Source organism: Peribacillus sp. V2I11 (genome assembly GCF_030817135.1).
GTDB lineage: Bacteria > Bacillota > Bacilli > Bacillales > DSM-1321 > Peribacillus > Peribacillus simplex.
Genome location: NZ_JAUSYW010000001.1, coordinates 1,750,176 through 1,771,712, shown reverse-complemented (window position 1 = coordinate 1,771,712; position 21,537 = coordinate 1,750,176). Strand labels below are relative to the sequence as shown.

At 40.2% G+C, this 21,537-nt stretch carries 20 protein-coding genes and 1 riboswitch; of the genes, 16 read left to right on the top strand and 4 right to left on the bottom strand.

Features of this window, described 5'->3' with window-relative positions; all coding sequences use genetic code 11:
* The first annotated feature begins 21 nt into the window (after window positions 1-21).
* From QFZ73_RS08475 to QFZ73_RS08465, 3 genes are all read left to right on the top strand, one after another.
* Window positions 22-1,464, top strand: a complete 1,443-nt coding sequence (locus QFZ73_RS08475) for an aldehyde dehydrogenase family protein (RefSeq protein WP_307265240.1) — start codon at window positions 22-24, stop codon at window positions 1,462-1,464.
* Window positions 1,465-1,477: 13 nt separating this feature from the next.
* The gene (locus QFZ73_RS08470) at window positions 1,478-1,732 is read left to right on the top strand and encodes a YciI family protein (protein ID WP_307265237.1); all 255 of its coding nucleotides are present in this window, start codon (window positions 1,478-1,480) and stop codon (window positions 1,730-1,732) included.
* 942 nt (window positions 1,733-2,674) lie between these two features.
* Complete coding sequence (locus tag QFZ73_RS08465) at window positions 2,675-3,127, top strand: helix-turn-helix domain-containing protein (RefSeq protein WP_307265235.1); 453 nt, start codon at window positions 2,675-2,677, stop codon at window positions 3,125-3,127.
* 139 nt (window positions 3,128-3,266) lie between these two features.
* Here QFZ73_RS08465 and QFZ73_RS08460 read toward each other — a convergent pair whose 3' ends face one another.
* Window positions 3,267-3,623 (bottom strand): hydrolase, encoded by a 357-nt coding sequence (locus QFZ73_RS08460; protein ID WP_307265234.1) that lies wholly within the window; start codon window positions 3,621-3,623, stop codon window positions 3,267-3,269.
* Window positions 3,624-3,797: 174 nt separating this feature from the next.
* Here QFZ73_RS08460 and QFZ73_RS08455 point away from each other — a divergent pair, with 174 nt between their 5' ends.
* From QFZ73_RS08455 to QFZ73_RS08420, 8 genes are all read left to right on the top strand, one after another.
* Entirely contained in the window at window positions 3,798-4,484 is a 687-nt protein-coding gene (locus QFZ73_RS08455) for a hypothetical protein (protein ID WP_307265232.1), read from the top strand.
* 191 nt (window positions 4,485-4,675) lie between these two features.
* Window positions 4,676-5,911: a S1C family serine protease gene (locus QFZ73_RS08450; protein ID WP_251431364.1), complete on the top strand. Its 1,236-nt coding sequence runs from the start codon at window positions 4,676-4,678 to the stop codon at window positions 5,909-5,911.
* A 262-nt stretch (window positions 5,912-6,173) separates the two neighbouring features.
* Window positions 6,174-6,488, top strand: a complete 315-nt coding sequence (locus QFZ73_RS08445; RefSeq protein WP_179891008.1) for a hypothetical protein — start codon at window positions 6,174-6,176, stop codon at window positions 6,486-6,488.
* A gap of 1,161 nt (window positions 6,489-7,649) precedes the next feature.
* Window positions 7,650-8,582, top strand: a complete 933-nt coding sequence (qoxA, locus tag QFZ73_RS08440) for a cytochrome aa3 quinol oxidase subunit II (protein ID WP_251431366.1) — start codon at window positions 7,650-7,652, stop codon at window positions 8,580-8,582.
* 73 nt (window positions 8,583-8,655) lie between these two features.
* Entirely contained in the window at window positions 8,656-10,602 is a 1,947-nt protein-coding gene (gene qoxB / locus QFZ73_RS08435; protein ID WP_307265228.1) for a cytochrome aa3 quinol oxidase subunit I, read from the top strand.
* The gene (gene qoxC, locus QFZ73_RS08430; protein ID WP_251431371.1) at window positions 10,602-11,198 is read left to right on the top strand and encodes a cytochrome aa3 quinol oxidase subunit III; all 597 of its coding nucleotides are present in this window, start codon (window positions 10,602-10,604) and stop codon (window positions 11,196-11,198) included. Before qoxB ends, qoxC begins: the two co-directional genes overlap by 1 nt.
* A 1-nt stretch (window position 11,199) precedes the next feature.
* Entirely contained in the window at window positions 11,200-11,484 is a 285-nt protein-coding gene (qoxD, locus tag QFZ73_RS08425; RefSeq protein WP_076370787.1) for a cytochrome aa3 quinol oxidase subunit IV, read from the top strand.
* 327 nt (window positions 11,485-11,811) lie between these two features.
* Window positions 11,812-12,267, top strand: a complete 456-nt coding sequence (locus QFZ73_RS08420; protein WP_373458922.1) for a YfmQ family protein — start codon at window positions 11,812-11,814, stop codon at window positions 12,265-12,267.
* A gap of 293 nt (window positions 12,268-12,560) precedes the next feature.
* Here QFZ73_RS08420 and QFZ73_RS08415 read toward each other — a convergent pair whose 3' ends face one another.
* A complete protein-coding gene (locus QFZ73_RS08415) occupies window positions 12,561-12,818 on the bottom strand; it encodes a BA3454 family stress response protein (protein WP_251431375.1) in 258 nt (85 codons plus the stop codon).
* Between the two features lie 129 nt (window positions 12,819-12,947).
* Window positions 12,948-13,805 (bottom strand): EamA family transporter, encoded by an 858-nt coding sequence (locus QFZ73_RS08410; RefSeq protein ID WP_251431377.1) that lies wholly within the window; start codon window positions 13,803-13,805, stop codon window positions 12,948-12,950.
* Between the two features lie 130 nt (window positions 13,806-13,935).
* Window positions 13,936-13,981, top strand: a riboswitch (PreQ1 riboswitch).
* A 104-nt stretch (window positions 13,982-14,085) separates the two neighbouring features.
* On the opposite strand from QFZ73_RS08410, the gene queF reads away from it, so the two are divergent.
* Window positions 14,086-14,586 carry a preQ(1) synthase gene (gene queF / locus QFZ73_RS08405; protein WP_251431379.1) on the top strand — a complete coding sequence of 167 codons (501 nt, stop codon included), beginning with the start codon at window positions 14,086-14,088 and terminating at the stop codon, window positions 14,584-14,586.
* Window positions 14,587-14,789: 203 nt separating this feature from the next.
* Window positions 14,790-16,136 carry an aspartate kinase gene (locus QFZ73_RS08400; protein ID WP_251431381.1) on the top strand — a complete coding sequence of 449 codons (1,347 nt, stop codon included), beginning with the start codon at window positions 14,790-14,792 and terminating at the stop codon, window positions 16,134-16,136.
* A 700-nt stretch (window positions 16,137-16,836) separates the two neighbouring features.
* Here QFZ73_RS08400 and QFZ73_RS08395 read toward each other — a convergent pair.
* On the bottom strand, window positions 16,837-17,397 hold the full coding sequence (locus tag QFZ73_RS08395; RefSeq protein WP_307265217.1) for a nitroreductase family protein: 561 nt from the start codon (window positions 17,395-17,397) through the stop codon (window positions 16,837-16,839).
* A 449-nt stretch (window positions 17,398-17,846) separates the two neighbouring features.
* Here QFZ73_RS08395 and QFZ73_RS08390 point away from each other — a divergent pair, with 449 nt between their 5' ends.
* The 3 genes from QFZ73_RS08390 to QFZ73_RS08380 are packed head-to-tail and all read left to right on the top strand — an operon-like array spanning window position 17,847 to window position 21,503.
* Window positions 17,847-19,595 (top strand): ABC transporter ATP-binding protein, encoded by a 1,749-nt coding sequence (locus QFZ73_RS08390; protein ID WP_307265215.1) that lies wholly within the window; start codon window positions 17,847-17,849, stop codon window positions 19,593-19,595.
* A complete protein-coding gene (locus tag QFZ73_RS08385; protein ID WP_307265213.1) occupies window positions 19,570-21,360 on the top strand; it encodes an ABC transporter ATP-binding protein in 1,791 nt (596 codons plus the stop codon). The genes QFZ73_RS08390 and QFZ73_RS08385 overlap by 26 nt, the downstream gene beginning before the upstream one ends.
* Complete coding sequence (locus tag QFZ73_RS08380; protein ID WP_307265210.1) at window positions 21,357-21,503, top strand: hypothetical protein; 147 nt, start codon at window positions 21,357-21,359, stop codon at window positions 21,501-21,503. The genes QFZ73_RS08385 and QFZ73_RS08380 overlap by 4 nt, the downstream gene beginning before the upstream one ends.
* Window positions 21,504-21,537: the final 34 nt, after the last annotated feature.

Sequence of the window (21,537 nt, the reverse complement as noted above, 5' to 3'; positions counted from 1 at the left end):
GAGTGAAGGGTGGCTAAGAATATGACAATCATAGATAAAGTAGAAAAAAAACATTTACTAATTAAAGGGGAATGGGTGGAGGCCAAGGAGTATAGTCAACTTCGATCTCCTTTTTCAGGAGAAGTCATAGCTGAAATCCCCCTGGCTACAGACGAAGAAACTGACCAAGCTATCGAAGCGGCGCAAAAAGCTACAAAGGTGATGGCAAAAATGCCGGCCCACCAGCGTGCGAAAATCCTTGAAACATTGGCGCATCTTCTTGAGGAGCGCGCAGATGAAGCAGCTCAAATCATATCTATTGAATCAGCAAAGCCGGTTACGACCGCGAAGGGCGAGGTGGCGCGAACAATTGAAACCTACAAGTTTGCCGCTGAAGAAGCGAAACGAATTCACGGGGAAACGCTTACGCTGGATGCCGCTCAAGGTGGCGAAAACCGACTTGGTTACACTGTACGTGAACCGATTGGAGTGATTGGGGCCATAACACCTTTCAATTTCCCTATGAATCTAGTCGCTCATAAAGTAGGTCCTGCTATCGCGGCAGGAAATACAATTGTATTAAAGCCCGCAAGCCAAACGCCTCTATCCTCTTTGTTCCTTGGAGAACTATTACAGGAAGCAGGATTGCCTGCAGGAGCATTAAATGTGGTCACGGGTGGAGGAAGAGTGGTTGGAGATAAGTTGGTCACTGATTCTAGAGTAAGTATGATTACTTTTACCGGTAGCCCAGGTGTTGGGATTGGCATCCGCAACAAAGCAGGATTGAAACGAGTGACGCTGGAGCTGGGATCCAATGCAGCTGTCATCATTGACAGGGGTGTGGATATCGATAAGATTATTTCTCGTTGTGTGACTGGGGCATTTTCCAACCAGGGACAAGTATGTATTTCTTTGCAAAGGGTTTATGCTCATGAAGAAGTCTATGATCGTTTTGTTGAAAAGTTTATAGAAGCAACGAAACTATTAAAATTAGGTGATCCGCTTGATCCAGAAACGGATGTTTCCGCTTTGATCTCCCCAAATGATGTTGAAAGAACCCTCAATTGGATTGAGGAGGCGAAACAGGATGGAGCCAAGATTGCAACAGGTGGAATAGCGGAAGGCAATATCCTTCATCCGACCGTCATATTAGATGCAGATACTCACACAAAGGTATCTTGTCAAGAAGTGTTTGCCCCAATCGTCTTGATTAACAAGGTTCAATCAGTAGAACAAGCAATTGATTTAGTGAATGATTCCAATTACGGCCTGCAAGCAGGGATTTATACGAACGATGTACGTACAGCACTGGATGCGGCAGAAAATTTACAAGTTGGTGGAGTCATGATCAACGACATTCCGACATTCCGTGTGGATAATATGCCGTACGGTGGAGTGAAGGAAAGTGGAACTGGCCGTGAAGGACTAAAATATGCAGTGGAAGAAATGACAGAAATGAAGCTGGTTGTCTGGAACCGAAATTAGGGAGTGGAGAAGCATGGCTTATTATGCAGCAATTTTACATATGATTGATGCTGAAAAAAATATTGAAGTGCGCCCACAGCATATTGAGTATTTAAACGAACTTGATCGTAAAGGGAAGGTTTTTGCAAGGGGGCCCTTTGCGGATGGATCAGGCGGCTTGGTTGTCTATATTGCAGACACATTTGAAGAAGCACTCTCATTAGCGGAAAATGATCCCCACGTTGTACATAAAGTTCGTAGACTGGAATTAAAAGAGTGGAACATTTAATAACGAAACGTTATGAATGCGTATCATTGCAATGAAATTATACCAGGAGCTTGAGACAGTTCCTTCATTATAGGGAGGGTTGCCGAGGCAACCTTTTTTTATGCATGTGCAGGTCAACTCCATAATGAAAAGATAAAGTTCTAACAAAAGTGAGTAACGATATTAATCAGACCTTACTACCCTTTGATAACTGCCGGTTGTTATACGTGAAAAAAGGTTCAAAGAGCGAAATTAAAAAAATGTTTCGTGAAATTAAACAAGCGGGGATTACACCGATTTTATAAAAAATAGGTTTAAAAGTCTTGTCTATACAAGGATTTTTTTGAATTAAGGTCAATTGGCTAATTCTTGAAATATGTGAGGGCAAGATGGCTTATTAAGCTGAAAAATTATAGAATTGAGTAGCTGCTTAACTGGCTGGCCGAGACCCCGCAGGTGCTTGCTTTGATAAGGCTTGGCAGACGGGGAACGGATTTCTGAAAACAGTAGGTACTTTAAATTTGAACGTTGATTTCCACTCCAGGCACTCGCTTTCCGCGGGCGGTCCGGGAGCCTCCTCGGCGCCTTTGCGCCTGCGGGGTCTCCCTTGGACGCGCTTTACCCGCAGGAGTCTCGTACCTTCCGTTCCAATCAACTTTGTTTTAAAAGCTTAGATAGAAACCCTTTTGTCTACAAAAGGGGGTTCGGAATGGTCTTGAGTGGCTGCTAACATAGTTGCTTTTTTTGTTATTTCCAAAGCCACCGCCGCTTTTTTTGACTGTCTGCAATTTCTTTTTAGTTTGAACTTTCTACAGCAGTTCCAGAAAATTAAACCGATTCCCTTGATATATCAAGGTTTTCTTCGGTGTCACTCATAAGCTGCATAGAAATGCGCTTATTACTATCTTTACTTTGCATAATTCATCTCACAATACTAGGAGTAGGAAAGGCGATGAACTCATTATGATTTTTAGCGAACGATTAAAAAAAGAACGGGAAAAAAGAAATTGGTCACAAAATGATCTTGCAGGAAAGATTCACGTGAGTCGCCAATCTGTGTCCAAATGGGAAACGGGAAAAAATTATCCAAGTATTGAAGTACTCATTAATTTAAGTGATTTATTCCAAATTACGGTAGATGAATTATTAAGGAGTGACGAGGAATTGAAAGAAAAAATAATACGGGAAAGTAAGCAGTTAGCATTTCCAAAATGGAAAATGTTTTTTGATATCGCGTTATTAATAGGAGCATTTTTGTTAGTGTCTAAATTAATCATTTTTGGTCTTAATAAATTTGCTGGCACCAATATTACAGTTTTAAAAAGCATGCCAGTTGTATCGAATTTTTTACCATTAGCTTTGATGGTTATTGGTGGTGTAGGTTCAGACTATTTGAAAGATAAATATGTAGATTGAAAGGACCTTGCGTATAAAACTGTATAATGAATCGCAAAATGGAATCCTTTTCCCCTTATATTGGGGGAAGGGAACACTCTTGATTGAACTTGATCATAAAGGAACAGAACCTTTGAATTTAAGGTTCTGTTCCTATTTGTTATTTGAACTTTTGCACTTCTTCTTTTCCCTCGAATTTGTTATCTTTCAATATTCCGATTTCTTCAATATGGTTTAGTGCCGTTTCATCCCCTAACTTATAAATGAGGGCATAAAGCCTTTTCATGGCTGCATCGTATTTATCATTTGCCCGGTCATGATGATACAGAAGGTAGGGCACATGTGAACGGGCATATGCCTCCAGGTCATCTGTCCGATGTTCCTCCAAGCAATGTTTCAATTCTGCAAGTTCCTCATCAGTTGCGTGTATAGTGAAGCTCGGATTCTCTTCAAGTTTTTGTCCGAGTATGTCGCCGCTGACCAAATCGACATGATAGGTCTGTTTTTCCTGCATCATTCTGCACATCATCCTTTCAAGCGTTTGTCTATTCTGTACCACTATTTGTAAAAAGTTAATCATGTACGTAAACATTTCCTTAATGAAAAAGATAGGAAATAGAGGTATCGGATTGCTTACCAAATGGTTTAAGATGGATTTACAGAATATTATGGAAAAGTGAGGAGTGACATAGTGAAGAGATCAATCATGGTTATTTTTTTTGTGTTGATTGCTTCAGGCTGCGTAACAAGGAATTATGATTCCAATATGGATTTAGGGAAAAGTCAGTTGAATGAGGAAAATTATTTAGAAGCCCATGAGGCATTTGAATTAGCTTATAAAGAAGCAAAAACACCGGAAGCAAGGGAGTTAATGGATGTTTCAGGTTTTCTGGCAAGCGGGATGAAGAATTACGACGAACAGGATTTTGGTTCGGCCAAAAGCGATTTTGAAAAAGCAACCGCATATAAAGTAAAATACCGGGAAGGTAAACAAATGGTTTCAAAGGCGGTGGAAATGCACTCGGTATCAAACTCCGCCACGATAGAAACTGTAGAGGGGAATGACGAACCGGTGGAGGAAGCAACTGAGGACGGATCCAAAGTAGACGAGAAGGCGGCCACGGAAACAAAAGGCAAAGGAAGCAAGGATTTGGTCAGTACATTAAGTAAATCTCAGGCGGAAAAGCTTGTGAAGGATTATGTGGACATGGAAAATTTCCCGGATTTGCATATCGAACATGATCATGATTCCGAAAAGGGAGATTACATTTTTCATGTTTTCGAGGTGGATGAACCTAGTCAGAAAAGCGGCCACAAAACCACTTGGGGCTGGTATGGCGTGAATAAGAAGACTAAAGAAGTTTATGAAGTCATGTAAGGATAACTGAATGGTCGGATTAAAGGCCCCTGTTGAGGCCTTTTTATTTTGTGGCGCGGCAAAGTACAGGATTCGATAAAATTTTAAAATTTTTTTAAAAAGGTCACCTTATTCTTTATTTTCTTAAGAATTTTTTAATATTTACTGTTTATGATTGAGCCAAGTAAAGGACAATCCTAGGAGGGATAAAGATGGAGAATTATAATGGTGATGAGCAAGTCAGAGTTAAAACAGAACGGAAAAAGGGTAAATCCCTTTGGATAACCAGTCTTGTTTCCGGAACGGTTGCTTCTATGGTTACATCGTCTGTATTTCTATTTGGCGGGGATTTTATAGATCAAGGGAAAAGTTCAGTGAATGAGGCAACCGAAACGGCAGGCGTACAGCAAACGGAAAGTGTTGAAAAGGATAAAAGTGTCACGGCGGAAAAGTTATCGACAAGTACGGATTCAAATGATAGGGCAGAGATGGTCGAATCAGCATCCAAATCCATTGTAGGGGTCGTGAATTTACAGGAGATGCAAAACCAGTACCCGTACCAGCAGCAAAGCACGGAGAGCGAAACGGTTGAAAGCGGCACTGGCTCAGGGGTCATATATAAAAAAGCTGATGGGAAAGCCTATATCATCACGAACAATCATGTTATTGAAGGGGCTAAGGAAGTCGAAATTTCATTGTATGATGGACAAAAGGCAACAGCAGCGGTTGTCGGCGCGGATGCTTTGACGGATTTAGCGGTTTTGACAATTGATGCCTCGAAAGCACCGGAGGGAATTAAATTCGGTAATTCTGATAGCATGCGTCCAGGTGAAGAAGTATTGGCAATTGGCAACCCACTTGGACTTGATTTTTCACGATCGGTTACACAAGGGATCGTCAGTGCGACCGGACGTTCCATTTCAGTCGATACCTCGGGTGGGGAGTGGGAACTTGATGTCCTCCAAACAGATGCAGCGATCAACCCTGGCAATAGCGGCGGTGCATTGATCAACACCGCTGGGGAAGTGATCGGCATAAACAGCTTGAAGATTTCCGAAAACGGTGTGGAAGGCTTAGGGTTTGCCATACCAAGCAATGATGTGATTCCGATTGTTACGGAGCTGATTGAAAATGGAAAAATCACGCGCCCATATTTAGGAGTCAGCTTGGCCAGTATGGAAGAACTGCCGCAATATTACATTCAGAATGTTCCTGAAGCCGTAAAGTCCGGTGTAATGGTGACGAGTATAGAAGCGGGATCGGCTGCGGCGAATGGAGGGCTTAAGCAACAGGATATCATCGTTGAGATTGATGGAACGAAAATAAATACTGCCGCTGCATTAAGGAAGTACTTATATACAGATAAGAAAATCGGCGATAAAGTAAAGGTTAAAGTATATCGGGGTACTGAAGAGAAAACGGTAACGTTAACCTTGCAAAAACCATAGAAATTAGTTAGCCCCTGATTATTCATCAGGGGCTTTTAATTGGAAGTCAAGGAGTTTTTAGTAGTATAGAAAAGGATAATATCGGAAAAAATAGATAGTGTATTTGCACTGTTTTGCAGATTTTTCATATAGTCTTGAATACCTAAAAGCTAATAGTAACGCGTTCTATTTGTCAAGGTTTTCATTGTGAATATGTTAAAAAATAGAAAAGATTTGACAAATTTGTGAAATGTCATAAAATAGAAAGAAAGGGGATGAAATTATGGAAGCTAATCAGAAGATGTTAGATGCAGTGAAATGGGTATCGGGCACAGGTTGTGTAATCGGAATTATTATTTTTGCTTTAAGTTTCTTTGTAAGCGATTACAATAAAGATTATATATTTACCGCCGTGGGAATCGCCATCACACTAAGCGCAGCTGCAATTTTTCTAGTTGGTATATTTTTTGTCCTGACAGAAGAAATGGTAATGAAAACACATAAAGGTGAGAGAATTGTACCGGAAACGACTAAAATCATAAAAATGAAGTCAAAGGCTAACACTCAAACAAAAAGAAGTACAGAATTCAGTAACTAAAACGAGGAATATAGCATAATGAATTTGCATTCTATCATCAGATTTACTAACATGGATGAACGCCTTTCTAAAGAATTTGAGTCAACGTGATCCGAATGATTGAATGCGCTTTCATTTTGTGGAGGACTTGGGTTAATTATCAGTTGGCTACTTTTTAATTCAATAAAATATACTGCACTCGTCATGTACCAAAAAAATTTCAAGTAACCCTTTGTATTTGAAATACATACGATGTGCTTGGACATTCAAACCAAACTGGCTGAACGCCAGGAAGTTTTCACTTTGCATTTTAAACGATACCCACGAGAAAAGGACACTTTTAAAAAGTCCTTTTTTTGTGGTTTTTTTATGCACTTTTCCTAGAAGATACAAAAGGGATGTCGTTGATTTTTGAGTAGTGAGTTTCCAAAAGCCGAAGTTTATTGAACCACCAAATGTACTTTTTTGTAAAATGGTTTTTGTCCTGTCCTACTGATATTGCTTGACTAGTTGTAACTAGTTTGACTGACCCCTGAATTACTTCACCCACGACTACTGCTAAACGGCTGTTTAGGAATCCTGACAGGACAATAAGTATTGCGAGGAGAAAAAAACCAATTACATTTCACACTCGTTATTTCCTTATATATATATAATATTGACCAGTGTTGGATCATAAGGGTATTGAAGCATGGAAACAACATCGTGTACAATGCGGCTACCATTTACCAACTTCCATGGCCGAGTGAAAAAAATCGGCTATAAATCATGTTTTCCAATGATAGATACCTAATTAACAGGATAGGTAATATAATTCATAATCTTTATAAGTCTTAAGGCAATAAACGCGGTGATATAATGTGAAAATTTTTTTTCATTATATTAGAGTAATATTAAAGGGAAAGTGACCGATCCTATCAGCAATTCTGTACTAATAAGTGAATTTCCATAGGTAATTTATTAAACAATTATTATATTTCATTTGCTGAAGATTTTCGAACATTTCTGTTCATTTACCATCTTCTTACTGCTCTTTATTGAACTTTATGTGACAGATGTCACTTTATATTGTCTTTTTTTAAACTTGGGATTAATATTGGTATGTCGGGTTTGTGAACTTGGTAACACTTTGTCCGAATAATTACCAATTGGAATTTTATTATGTAAGAAAGGGGTAGTACTATGAAAATAAAATGGGCTCTATTAACTATACTTTTTACAATTGCCACTGTGCTAACCGGTTGCGATAACCCATTAATGGTCTTGGACCCTAAAGGGCCAGTAGCTGCAACACAAGCAGATGTTATTATGATTTCGATATGGACAATGGCCTTTGTCGTCCTTGTCGTTATGGTACTGTATATCTTCATGATAATGAAATATCGTGCTTCCAAACAGCGTGACGATTATGAACCGCCTCATATTGAAGGAAGTAAGGTTCTTGAAATAATTTGGGTTGCGATCCCAATTTTGATCGTCGCTTTCCTATCCGTTGTTACTGTTAAAACAACAAATGAAGTGGAGGCAACACCTAAAGGATACGCAGATCAAGAACCGTTAGTAATTTATGCTTCATCTTCTAACTGGAAGTGGCATTTTAGTTATCCGGAAGAAGATATCGAAACGGTCAACTATCTGTTTTTACCAACTGACCGACCAATTGAATTTAAACTTTACTCATTCGGTCCAATCTCCAGTTTTTGGATTCCGCAACTTGGAGGACAAAAATACGCGATGTCGAACATGGTTAATACGTTGCACTTAGCAGCTGATGTACCAGGAGAGTATATGGGTCGAAATTCAAACTTCAGTGGTTCAGGTTTTGCTCAACAAACGTTCAACGTTAATGTACTGTCAGCAAAAGATTACGATAAGTGGGTAGATGAAATTAAAGCTACTGCTAAACCGATCACTGAGGAAAAATTCAATGAATTATTAAAACCTGGTCATGTGGGACAATCCACTTACACTGGAACTCACTTAGAGTTTTCACCAGCTCCTGAAGGGGAACATGCTGGTCATGGTAACCACGGATCTTCTGATACTGAAGAAAATGATTCCAAGGATTCACACGAGGAACATTCAGAACACAGCAACATGAATCATGATCATTAAGAATTAATTTCGTTCGATAAAACAACTAGGTATACAAGATAAGGAATATTTTCCTGAAAGGAGTCACAAAAGTATGGATTACTTTGATCGATTTGCCGTACCTCATCCAAGTCCTGCGATTTATGCATCCATGGTTGCCATTGGTTTAACCATGATTGCGGTTGTTGCCGGAATTACCTATTTTAAAAAATGGGGTTACTTATGGCGTGAGTGGTTAACAACCGTTGACCATAAACGTATTGGTATCATGTACATCTTGGCAGCACTGCTTATGCTTTTCCGTGGTGGCGTCGATGCCCTTATGATGCGTGCTCAAACAGCTATTCCAGATAACGGTCTTTTGGATGGACAGCATTATAATGAGGTATTTACAACACACGGGGTCGTCATGATCCTGTTCATGGCTATGCCATTTATCATTGGGTTAATGAACATTGTCACACCATTGCAAATTGGAGCGCGTGACGTAGCATTCCCACGTCTGAACGCAGTAAGCTTCTGGTTATTCTTCATGGGGGCAATGCTATTTAACATCTCTTTCGTAGTCGGTGGTTCTCCTGATGCAGGTTGGACATCTTACTTCCCTCTGGCAAGTAACGATTTCAGTGAATCAGTAGGTTCGAACTATTATGCGATTTCACTTCAAATAGCTGGTATTGGTACATTAATGACTGGTATCAACTTTATCGTAACCATCTTGAAAATGAGAGCACCTGGCTTGAACCTAATGAAAATGCCAATGTTCACATGGTCTATCTTGATCACAAACTTCATCATCGTTTTCGCTTTCCCTGTATTGACAGTGGCACTTGCGTTGATGACAATGGATCGTCTATTCGGAACTCAATTCTTTACGATGGCCAATGGCGGTAGCGATATGCTTTGGGCAAACTTGTTCTGGGTTTGGGGACATCCTGAAGTTTATATAGTTATTCTTCCAGCCTTCGGTATCTACAGTGAAATCATTTCGACATTTGCACGTCGTAACCTGTACGGGTATAATTCGATGGTTATCTCCATGGTAGCTATTTCTACACTATCTTTCATTGTATGGGCTCACCATTTCTATACAATGGGTCACGGTGCAATGGTTAATGGTATTTTCTCGATTACCACGATGGCAATTGCCGTTCCGACCGGTGTTAAGATTTTCAACTGGTTATTCACACTTTGGAAAGGTAAAATCGTATTTACCGTTCCAATGCTATACTCCTTAGCTTTCATTCCGATTTTCACGCTCGGTGGGGTAACAGGGGTTATGCTTGCCATGGCAAGTGCTGACTACCAATACCATAATACAATGTTCTTGGTAGCTCACTTCCACTACGTATTAATTCCAGGTACTGTATTTGCCGTACTTGCTGGTTTCACGTACTGGTGGCCAAAAATGTTCGGTTTCATGTTGAGCGAAAAAATTGGGAAATGGTCGTTCTGGTTCATTATAATCGGCTTTAATGTAACATTCTTTCCGATGTTCATCACTGGTTTAGATGGGCAGGCACGTCGTATGTATACGTACTCTGAATCAACAGGGTATGGTCCGTTGAATATGCTCTCTTTCGTTGGAGCGATTGGCTTGGCAATAGGTTTTGCACTTATTGTGTACAATATCTATTGGAGTACTCGTTATGCGTCAAGAAATATCTCAAACGATCCATGGGATGCACGTTCTCTAGAGTGGGCTACACATACACCAATCCCTGAATACAACTTTGCAATTGTGCCAACAGTTGATTCTACAGAAGCATTCTGGGATTCAAAGAAAAAAGGCTTTAAATTATTTAGCGGTAAAGTAGAAAAGATTCATATGCCAAATAACAGTGGCGTGCCGTTTATCATGAGCTGTATCTTCTTCGTTTGGGGCTTTGCATTGGTATTCAGCATGTGGATCATTGCAATCATTGCAACGATCGGTATCTTTGCTTGTATGATTCACCGTTCATTCGAAAAAGATCACGGACGTTATATCTCTGTTGAAGAGATCGAAGAAACTGAAAATAAATTGCGAGGTGCTAAGTAATGAAAATAGATAACTCGCTGCCACTAGAATATAGCACGGAAGAAAATCGCTTAAAGATTTTTGGGTTCTGGATTTTCCTGGGGGCAGAAATAGCTCTTTTCGCTACACTGTTCGCCACTTATTTTGTCTTAGTTGATGGTACTGCAAATGGTCCAACAGGGGAACATCTTTTTAAAGTCCCAACCCTAATGTTTCAAACAATCTTTCTTTTAACTAGTAGTTTTACCATAGGTCTTGGAATCAATGCAATGAGGCTTGGCAGGCAGAAAGCAACGATTGGTTTCTTCATTATCACCCTTATTCTTGGTTTAGGCTTCTTAGGAGTCGAAATTTATGAATTCGTGGAGTATGTACATGAAGGAGCAACGATTCAAACAAGTGCTTTCTTATCTAGTTTGTTCACATTACTAGGGACGCATGGAGCTCACGTTACACTTGGTTTATTCTGGGGAGCCTTCATCACCATGCAGATTAAAAAGCGCGGTATGACTCCACAAACAACAAACAAGGCTTTCATCTTTTCACTTTACTGGCATTTCTTGGACGTTGTCTGGATTTTCATCTTCAGTTTCGTCTACCTGAAAGGAATGATGTAATATGAAAGAATTATTCCCACGGGGCCAAGTTATGGGATTTGCTTTTTCGCTAGTCCTGACTTTGGTCGCACTATCAGTTATTGTGTTTGATCTCTCACTTAAAATGGCTGTGATCATCCTACTTGTTACAGCTTTCATGCAAGCTGCACTTCAATTTGTTATGTTCATGCATGCAGGAGAGTCTGAAGATAAAGCATCGATTTACACAAACGTTTATTACGGATTGTTCGTTGCATTGGTTACAATTTTCGGTACATTGCTAACAATGGTTTGGGGATATCAATAATCCATTCGGGAAAACTGGGCGTCTTGATGACGCCCAGTTTTTTTGTGTTTAATAGTAGAAAACATATACTGCTTTATCCACTTCATTCATAGGAATTTGTATGGTTAAGAAGGATGTGGATGACCCATTTTGTTTAGTATAACCATTTCGTAACATTATATTTATTAAACAGAAAATTTTCCCATTTTGGAGTGCACCCTTGCGTTTAAGTGCAAGGTTTTACTAAAGTAAAACGTTAATAGAACGGACACATTCTCTAAAAAAAACTGTCAGTCCTTTTGGTATAATATGCGTTATAAGAATTAATTTATAAACGTGGCGGAGATGATGAAATTGACATTGCCGGTTTTGATTTTGACAATTATCTTGAGTTTGTTAAAAATATTGGTTTCCTGTCTTCCAACCGATGCTGTTAATTGGATTATCAGCAAATTTAAAATACACTCAGAAATTAGTGACGAGAGTGCGATCGTAACCTTTGATGGAAAACGTTTGGAAGGTGAAGAAAAAATTCAAGTTATTAATTATTTTAATAACGCTAGATTTTTGAAAAAAAATCATATATTCCCAGGGAACGAGCAATTGTTTTTACATCCAGAGAACAGTGTGACTCCATTGGTCATTGATACTAAAAGAGGCAAAAAGGATGTTAGGTTATTTGTGTACATTTACAATGACCACGTGGATGTAGTTAAACAGTACAAGAAGAAAGTCATTTCTTATAGTCTGTTTTCCGATAGCCTCCAAGGACGTTCCTTGCCATTAATAAGTAATTTAGCTTAAAAGAACATTAAAACGACGGTCCATAAAAAGACCGTCCTTTTTTATAAGTCTTTTTATTGTGTAATCCCATTTCATTTAGGTGCTTTTTTCATCATAAAAAATTCTAAATTACTTGTCATTCATTGAGAGGTTAACGTACACACTGAAGTCTTGGATTTTAGTGTATTTTGGGAAAAACAAGTACAAGTGAGGGAATTGCTGTAAGAGGTTCTTTAATAGTGCACATGTATAGTATTTTGGAAATTAATATAATGGTAATAAAAAAGCAGGTATCTATTACGATGCCTGCCTTTTTATGCTTTCCATTGTTTTTCAACTTGATGAAGGGCTTGTTGTAAAATGACTTCATGGTCAGTACCCGGTTTAGTAAGGACATTTGTTTGATAAGATTTTCCTTGGAAATCAACTGTTACTGTAACTTTTACCATTATGCATCTTTCCTTTCTTAATTCAGAATTAAATGAGGTGGTTGTACCTATTTCTTTAATACCCGTGGCAGAGGATTTTTCAAACATTTCAAAAGCTGTAAAATCTAAAGAATTAATATTCAAAATTATCTGTTATTTTTAGGGATGTGTCAACATTTTTTTTTTTGACCAACCTCATTTCCCAGCTAACTACAAAAAAGACCTGGCTTGTGTGCACATGACAGCCAGGTCGTTTTTGCAAATCAACTATATTCATATTTTAGTTAAGATAATACCGATTAATGCTGCAAGTACGCCGGCAATTTGATAGGTTTTTAGTTTTTCCTTGAATAAATAACATCCAGCGAATACGACAACCAAACAGTTCAGGCTGACGACAGGGAAAATGATGCTTGCGATGCCGGTGTTCAATGCAAAGAAATAACATCCATAGCCTATGGTGCTTAATAAGCCTACTAAGGAACCGATTTTGACTTCCTGTAGCTTGATTTTTTCATTTTTAAAGGCCAGCACCGAAAGAAGATAAAGCATTCCTCCTCCGTACATTGATACTAGGATATCGAGGGAGTTTAAATGAAGACGTGTTGATGTCGTCATTAGAATGCCGAGTACACCAAAAGATAAGATGGATAATAATGTGTGCATCATCCAAGGGACATATTGGTGGTTACCTTTAGCATTAGGTGTATACTGAATGACTAAGGTAGCGAGAAACATGCAGACAATTCCACTCCATTGCAAGGAAGAAATATGTTCGTGAAAAATTAAAGCTGCACAGAGTATGGGGAATATTGCATTCGCTGCGATTAATGGAGATGTCAAGCTTGCCGGCCCTTTTTCAAAAGCGCTTGCCATCTGTAGATTACCATTAGCGTTCAGTACCCCAATGGCTGCACCAAGCATGATAGACAGCCAGTTCAGCTGCAAACCATCCACAAGTACTCCATAAAATATAGACAAAATAAAAGCTGAAAAATAAAAGAAAAATTGGATATGTACCTTTGAGTAACCTTTTCCGCTACTCCATTTAAAAATGCTGTTATTGATTCCGAAACATAAACTAGTGATGAGCGCTGCAAAAATCCACATTGACTTAATCTCTTCCTTCATGTAGGATAAACTTCTTCTACATTTTAAGCTGAAAGCATGTAGGAATCAAACCAAATTAAAAAAGTATGATTGACAGATTAGATATTTTTTTCTATATTTACTATGACAATTTTAAAATATTTCCCGATAAACGGGAGAGGTTCATAGCATCACCCTCTTAAAAAAACTATGGCTTTGATATTTTTCGCGAATCAACCATATCTTTGAGGAGATATGGTTTTTGTTATATAGAGGCCCACTTTATGAATCTCCCTGTAACCTGGGATTAGGAGGACTTTTAATGTCTGGAAGAAAAGAAGAAGAATTAAAAAAAGATATCACATTGCTTGGGAATCAAGGAACAAAATATACATTCGACTATGCACCTGAAATCCTTGAGTCATTCGATAACAAGCATCCGAACCGGGATTATTTCGTCAAATTCAATTGTCCGGAATTCACTAGCTTATGTCCGATAACGGGCCAGCCCGATTTTGCAACCATTTACATCAGCTATATTCCCAATGTGAAAATGGTGGAAAGCAAGTCTTTGAAACTTTATTTATTCAGCTTCCGCAATCACGGTGATTTCCATGAAGACTGCATGAACATCATCATGAATGATTTAATCGAATTGATGGATCCTAAATATATTGAAGTCTGGGGCAAGTTTACACCTAGGGGCGGAATTTCCATCGACCCTTACACAAATTATGGGAAACCAGGTACGAAGTATGAGGAAATGGCGGATTACCGCTTGATGAACCATGATTTATACCCGGAAACAGTCGATAATCGCTAAAGAATACGAGAGACAATGGGCATATACCCGTTGTCTTTTTTTGGTTTTTAGCCATTCTCGAACGATGGTCCTATCGCTTTGTCCTTTTTAAAAATACAAATGTCCTCCCGTAATGGAATTCCCACTTGATTGTTTCGCAAAAAAGCGTAATAATAGGGAGAGTTGATTTTGACAGAATATTTACGAAAATAGGGGATGTCGAGATGAAAGTTGCAAAGTTTGGCGGAAGTTCACTTGCATCAGGTGAACAGTTGAGGAAGGTATTCGAAATTGTTGTTTCTGATCCAGAGAGGAAGATTGTAGTCGTTTCGGCTCCAGGGAAACGCAATTCCGATGATATAAAGGTGACGGATTTATTGATTGGGGCGGCGGAACAGCAACTGCGCGGGGATAATGGAGAGCATTTGATGGAAGATGTCGTATCCCGATATGCGAGCATTGCTGAAGAGCTGGATATCTCCGAGAGTGTCATCACTGGGATTCATGAAAATTTAATGGAACTGTTACATGCAGACCAAACTAACCCGAAGCGGTATTTGGATGCCTTGAAGGCCAGTGGCGAAGATAATAATGCGAGGCTGGTCGCAGGTTATTTCCAAAGTCGTGGGGTAGAGGCACAGTATATAAATCCAAAGAAGGCTGGCTTGATCGTGACGGATGAAGGTGGATTTACCAAGGTGCTGCCAGAGTCTTATGATCGGTTATATGCACTGCGTGATGAGCCTGGAATCGTAGTATTCCCAGGGTTCTTCGGGTATACGTTAGATGGTGATGTTTTAACCTTCTCAAGGAGCGGTTCCGATATTACGGGTTCTATTCTTGCGAATGGGGTCAAAGCTGATTTGTATGAGAACTTTACGGACGTGGATGCCGTTTATGCGGTGAATCCAAATGTGGTTTCCAATCCCAAGGGAATCCGGGAATTAACCTATCGTGAAATGCGGGAGCTTTCTTATGCAGGTTTCTCGGTATTTCATGATGAGGCGCTGATTCCTGCATTCCGTGCTGGAATACCTGTCCATATCCAGAATACGAACAATCCGGCGGCACAAGGGACCCGCATTGTGAGTACACGGGATAATACGAACGGGCCGGTTATTGGTATAGCAAGTGATAAAGGATTTTGCAGTATTTACATTAGCAAATATTTGATGAACCGGGAAGTTGGTTTTGGCCGGAAACTGCTGCACATCCTTGAAGATTATGGAGTTTCATATGAGCATATTCCATCAGGCATTGATGATGTGACGCTTATTCTAAGGCAGGACCAGATGAAGGGTGAAGCCGAGAAGAAAATCATTTCACGAATCAAGAAAGAGCTTCATGCCGATGAAGTGAATGTGGAGCATGATCTTGCCTTGATCATGGTTGTTGGGGAAGGAATGCGTCATAATGTCGGTACAACGGCAAGAGCGTCAAAGGCCTTGGCAGAAGCAAAGGTGAATATTGAGATGATAAACCAGGGGTCTTCGGAGGTAAGCATGATGTTCGGTGTGAAAGGGTATAACGAAGAGACGGCAATTCAGGCATTATATCACGAGTTCTTTTGAGTATGAGCGTTTAGGAACCTCCTTGAAAAGGGAGGTTTTTTTGGTTATGAATGTTCCAAGCCGGTAATAATGTGGATTCCATGATTGTGAAAAACGAATGATGGAAAACAATTAAGTTCGAGTGAATAAAAGACGCGCCGAGGGTTCAGCGCGTCATGTTTAGTTCAGTACCCATTTGTCCTTTAAGAATAATATCCTTGAGACAGCAAAGAAGAGGATGATCGAGACAATGAAGGAGCTGGCTGTAAGGAAGATATTCTGAATATCGTTCACACCATATATATCAATTCTTTAAAGAGTGGCATCATGGCAGGAGGAAAGAGGGGAGATAGCCCAAATCACGATCGATTTTAATAAAAGGAGCGGTATGTATCTATTATCATGGAATAACAGCTGTCTGCCATACCTAATCCCATTCAGGATGCACTGTTTGAAAAACACGCTCAAACCACGAATTTGGGGTCGGATGAAGGGATGGGTACGAAAATAATCGCAGACATCGTGAAAAAAACATCAAGGGTATTTGGATTTTACCTATAAAAGTGAAGAATTCAAATTGAAAATTAAGGTGCCGGCTATTATATAATCATTTTTAAGGGATTATGATAAGTGAAATACAACATTTGTCCGCTAATCATTGTTTGCCCATAACTATAAAAGGAAAGCCTCCAAATGGAAGATTGGAGGCTTTCCTTTTATGTTAGTCCATAATTGTCAGGAGTTGATTGATTTCGTTCCTTGGCCGTGGGGCAGGGATCATATCGGGATAGCCAACGTGAAGGCTGCCGACAATCTTCTCACCGGGTTTCACGCCTAAAGCTTCACGAAATTCCATGCTGTGTATCATGCCGTATGTTTCCCATATCATCCCGATTCCTTGTTCCCAGGCAAGCAGGCTGAAATTCTGGATCAAGGCACTTGTAGCCGCATAATCTTCTTCACGTGTCATAGGATTCGGATTCTCTTCCATGATCACTGCGACAAACATCGGTACACCCATAAGTTTATTATATCCTCGCTGTCCGGCAGCTTTTTTCTTTTCAGGGTCCTTCTCTTTGCTTGCCATGAAAGCACGTGTTGCTTCTGCGAGTTTTAAACGGCTATCACCATGCACCACGACGAAGCGCCATGGCTGGGTCATTTTATGGTTCGGTGCCCATGTCGAAGTTTCCAATAAAGATTGGATCGTATCAATAGGAACAGGAATGTCCTTAAATCGTTTGATGCTGCGCCGTTCTTTTATGATATCTACTAGTTTCATGATCATCCTGCTCCTTTAATCATATATGTAAGTTTAATAGTTGAAAAAAAATAATCCCCGGCTGCCTAATATGCTTCCAACGAGAATAAATTACTTGAATAAAGAGGGGGCAATATTCTAGTGACTTGCATTCGCTAATGAGCATATAATTTTTACTAGGCACAGAGAAGCCGGGGCGACATTGTATCTATGTACAATATCAAAAGGGTACGATAAGAGATTATCGTAATTGCTTATCAAATTTCAGAGATCAATAATGAAATTGAAAATCATTATCATTTAGAATTTTCGCTTATTTCCTGTTATTTGTCAAGGGTATTTATAAAAAAAATTCAAGATGTTTACCAATCCTTTAAAACAGTTAAAATCTTTTAAAAAATCTGTATAAAAATGTATAATGAGAGGATGAAAAGATGCTATCTACATATGAGGAATCGAAGGTGTAATAGATGAAAAAATTGTCTTCATTTCTTAAGCCGTACTGGCTTTTGATCATTCTTGCTTTATCCTTAATGATTGTCGAGCTCGGGGTAGAGCTATTGCAACCTCTATTTATAGCAAAAATAATTGATGATGGCATTTTGCAGAAGGATTTATCGGTGGTGATTAAATGGGGAAGTGTCATGGTTGGGCTTTCCGTTTTTTCATTTCTTGGCGGGATCGTTAATTCCTTTACGGCATCACATGTAAGTCAAAGCTTTGGACATGATGTCAGGAAAAGCCTTTTTGGTAAAATACAGGCGTTTTCTTTTGCAAATTTGAATAATATCCCGACCTCCTCTTTGATAACAAGGATGACGAATGATGTGACTCAACTTCAAAATACGGTTTTTATGGGCCTGCGTATCATGGCAAGGGCGCCATTGATCGTAATCGGCGGAGCGATAATGGCTATTGCGGTCGATTTGAAACTATCACTTGTTTTGGTCATTTCAATTCCGGTTCTTGTTTTCTTCCTTAGATGGGTCATGAAACGAGCAGCTAAGCTGTTTAAGCTCGTGCAGAAAAAACTCGATAATGTCAATGGCGTCATGAGGGAAAACCTGATAGGCATGCGCTTGATCAAAGCTTTTCTTCGTAAGGAGCATGAAATAGTCCGATTTGACGATGTGAATGAAGAGTTGAAAAGAAAGACTGTGACTTCCCTTCGTTTAATTGAAACGACGATGCCTGTGTTGATGCTTGTCATGAATGTGGCGATTCTGATCATTCTGTGGCTTGGAAGCGAATTTATAACAACGGGTGATATACAGGTAGGGGAAGTTGTGGCAATTGTCAACTACGCCACGAGGATTGCGGCATCCCTTTCCGTTTTTTCATGGCTGATCATGGTCATTTCCCGTGCGAAGGCTTCAGCGGAACGTGTGACGGAAATATTTGAAACCCCGATAGATATTGATGAAGGTAAGGTGGAAAGCAAGAGTGGGGACGTCAATAGGGGAGGCATTAAGTTTCTGGATGTATCTTTCCGCTATCCTGGAACCGATACCCCGATTTTGAAAAACTTGACCTTCTCCATCGATCCGGGAGAATCGCTGGCCATCATAGGAGGAACAGGATCAGGGAAAACATCGCTGTTTCAGTTGATTCCGAGATTATACGAAGTTGAAAGCGGATCCATCCAAATTGATGACCAGGATCTGAAAGATATTCCCTTGGATTCGCTGCGGAAAAGGATCGGCTATGTACCGCAAGAGGCCCTGCTTTTTTCAGGAACCATAAAAAATAATGTCGCTTGGGGAAAAGAAGGTGCCTCGATGGAGGAAATCATGGCAGCGGCCATGCATGCCCAGGTGCATGAGACCGTAATGAAACTCCCGAAACAATATGAAACCCAGTTAGGGCAAAAAGGAGTGAATCTGTCCGGAGGGCAAAAACAGCGCTTATCGATCGCAAGGGCATTGGTGCGCAGACCAAAGATTCTCCTTCTGGATGATAGCACGAGTGCTCTGGATTTGAAAACGGAAAGTAAATTGCTTGCCGCTTTAAAGGACTATACATGCACAACGCTCATCATTACACAAAAAATCAGTACGGCCATGGAGGCGGACAAAATCTTGTTGCTGGAAAGTGGTCAAGTGCTTGCGCTGGGGAAACACCAGGATTTGATTCAAACAAGTGATCTTTATCGAAAAATCGCTCACTCACAGTTTGGGGAGGAGGGGATTTCTCTTGAGTCGAAGAATATCTCCCGATAAAGCAAAGTCTAAACCGGTTAACTCCTGGAATACGATAAAAAGGATCATTCCCTACTTAGCAACGAATAAAAGCCTGCTATTTTGTGTCCTTTTCATGGTACTGATAAGCTCGGTTTTGGGATTGCTTGGCCCCTTTCTTGTTGGGATTGCCATTGATGATTATATTGTCACAAGAGATAGCGGGGGGCTGATCAGCCTTCTTTTCGGACTTCTCGGAGTCTATGTATTCTATTCCCTATCCATGTGGCTTCAGAATTATTGGATGATCGGAATCGCGCAGGATACGGTTTATGCAATGCGCAATCAATTGTTCAAAAAACTTCACCAGTTGTCCATTCCCTTTTTTGACCAGCGTCAGCATGGGGAATTGATGAGTAGGGTCACGAATGATATAGAAAATGTCAGTTCCACTTTGAATAGTTCCGTCATCCAGATTTTTTCAAGTGTGCTGACACTGGTCGGGACGATCGGAGTCATGCTGTATTTGAGCCCCTTATTAACTGTTTTAACCTTATTAATCGTTCCTCTTATGTTCTTCGGTCTGAGGTGGATAACGAACCGGACGGGAAAGCTGTTTAAAGCACAGCAGAAGAACCTTGGAGAACTGAATGGGTTTATAGAAGAAACGATTTCCGGACAACGGATCGTAAAGGCATTTTCACAGGAAGATAAAGTGATAAGGGATTTTATCATCCGGAGTGAAAACTTAAAGAAAGCCGGATTTCTATCACAATCATACTCTGGGCTGATTCCAAAACTGATGAATTTACTGAACAACTTAAGTTTCACGGTGATAGCAGCTGTCGGCGGTTTTTTGGCGCTGAGTGGGATAGGAACGGTTTCCATCGGGGTCATTGTCATTTTCACCGAGTATTCAAGGCAATTCACCCGTCCGCTCAATGACCTTGCTAACCAATTCAATACACTACTATCAGCTGTTGCCGGTGCGGAGCGGGTTTTCGCCATACTTGATGAACAAGAAGAAGAAGTGGATGAGAAACAGGCCTCGGAACTTCGTGATGTCCGTGGTGAGGTGGACTATGAGGGTGTTTCCTTTTCATATAATGATGATGAGCAAACGATAAATGATGTTAGTTTCCATGCAGAAAAAGGGGAGACCATCGCGCTTGTAGGTCCCACAGGGGCCGGTAAGACTACGATCATTAATCTTCTTGCCCGTTTTTACGAGCCGAACAGCGGCCGGATAATGATTGATGGCCAGGATATCCAACAGGTGACGAGGTCCAGCCTCCGCAAGCATATGGGCTTCGTTTTACAGGATTCCTTTTTGTTTCAAGGTACGATTCGTGAAAACATCCGCTACGGCCGACTGGAGGCGGTAGATGAAGAAGTGGTGGATGCAGCCAAGCTTGCCAATGCCCATTCCTTTATCATGAAACTGCCAGATCGATATGATACCATCTTGAATCAGGATGGCAGTGGAATAAGTCAGGGGCAGCGCCAGTTATTATCGATTGCCAGGGCTATTTTAGCTGATCCCGTTCTATTGATTTTGGATGAAGCGACAAGTAGCATAGATACGATTACCGAGCTTAAAATCCAGGAAGCATTACACCGTTTGATGGAGGGGAGGACGAGTTTTGTCATTGCCCATCGATTGAATACAATTCAGCAAAGTGATCAAATCCTTGTACTTGATGAAGGAAGGATCATTGAAAAGGGATCCCATGATGAATTGTTGCGGCAAAGGAGTTTTTATTACGACCTATATCGCAGTTCATTAAGGGGAAACCAGATTGGATGAAGAAAGAATGTGTGCCGTCAGGCGCACATTTTTTGCGTTGGTTCCATAAAACAAGGACCTTAGATGAATCCGCTGATATTATGGACTTCCTTATCGTAGCCATTTTTGTGCTGGATTTTTTACCCGTTACGGTTTTTATATAGCGTGAATTCCTAAATTAATATCGGTGGGAAAAGA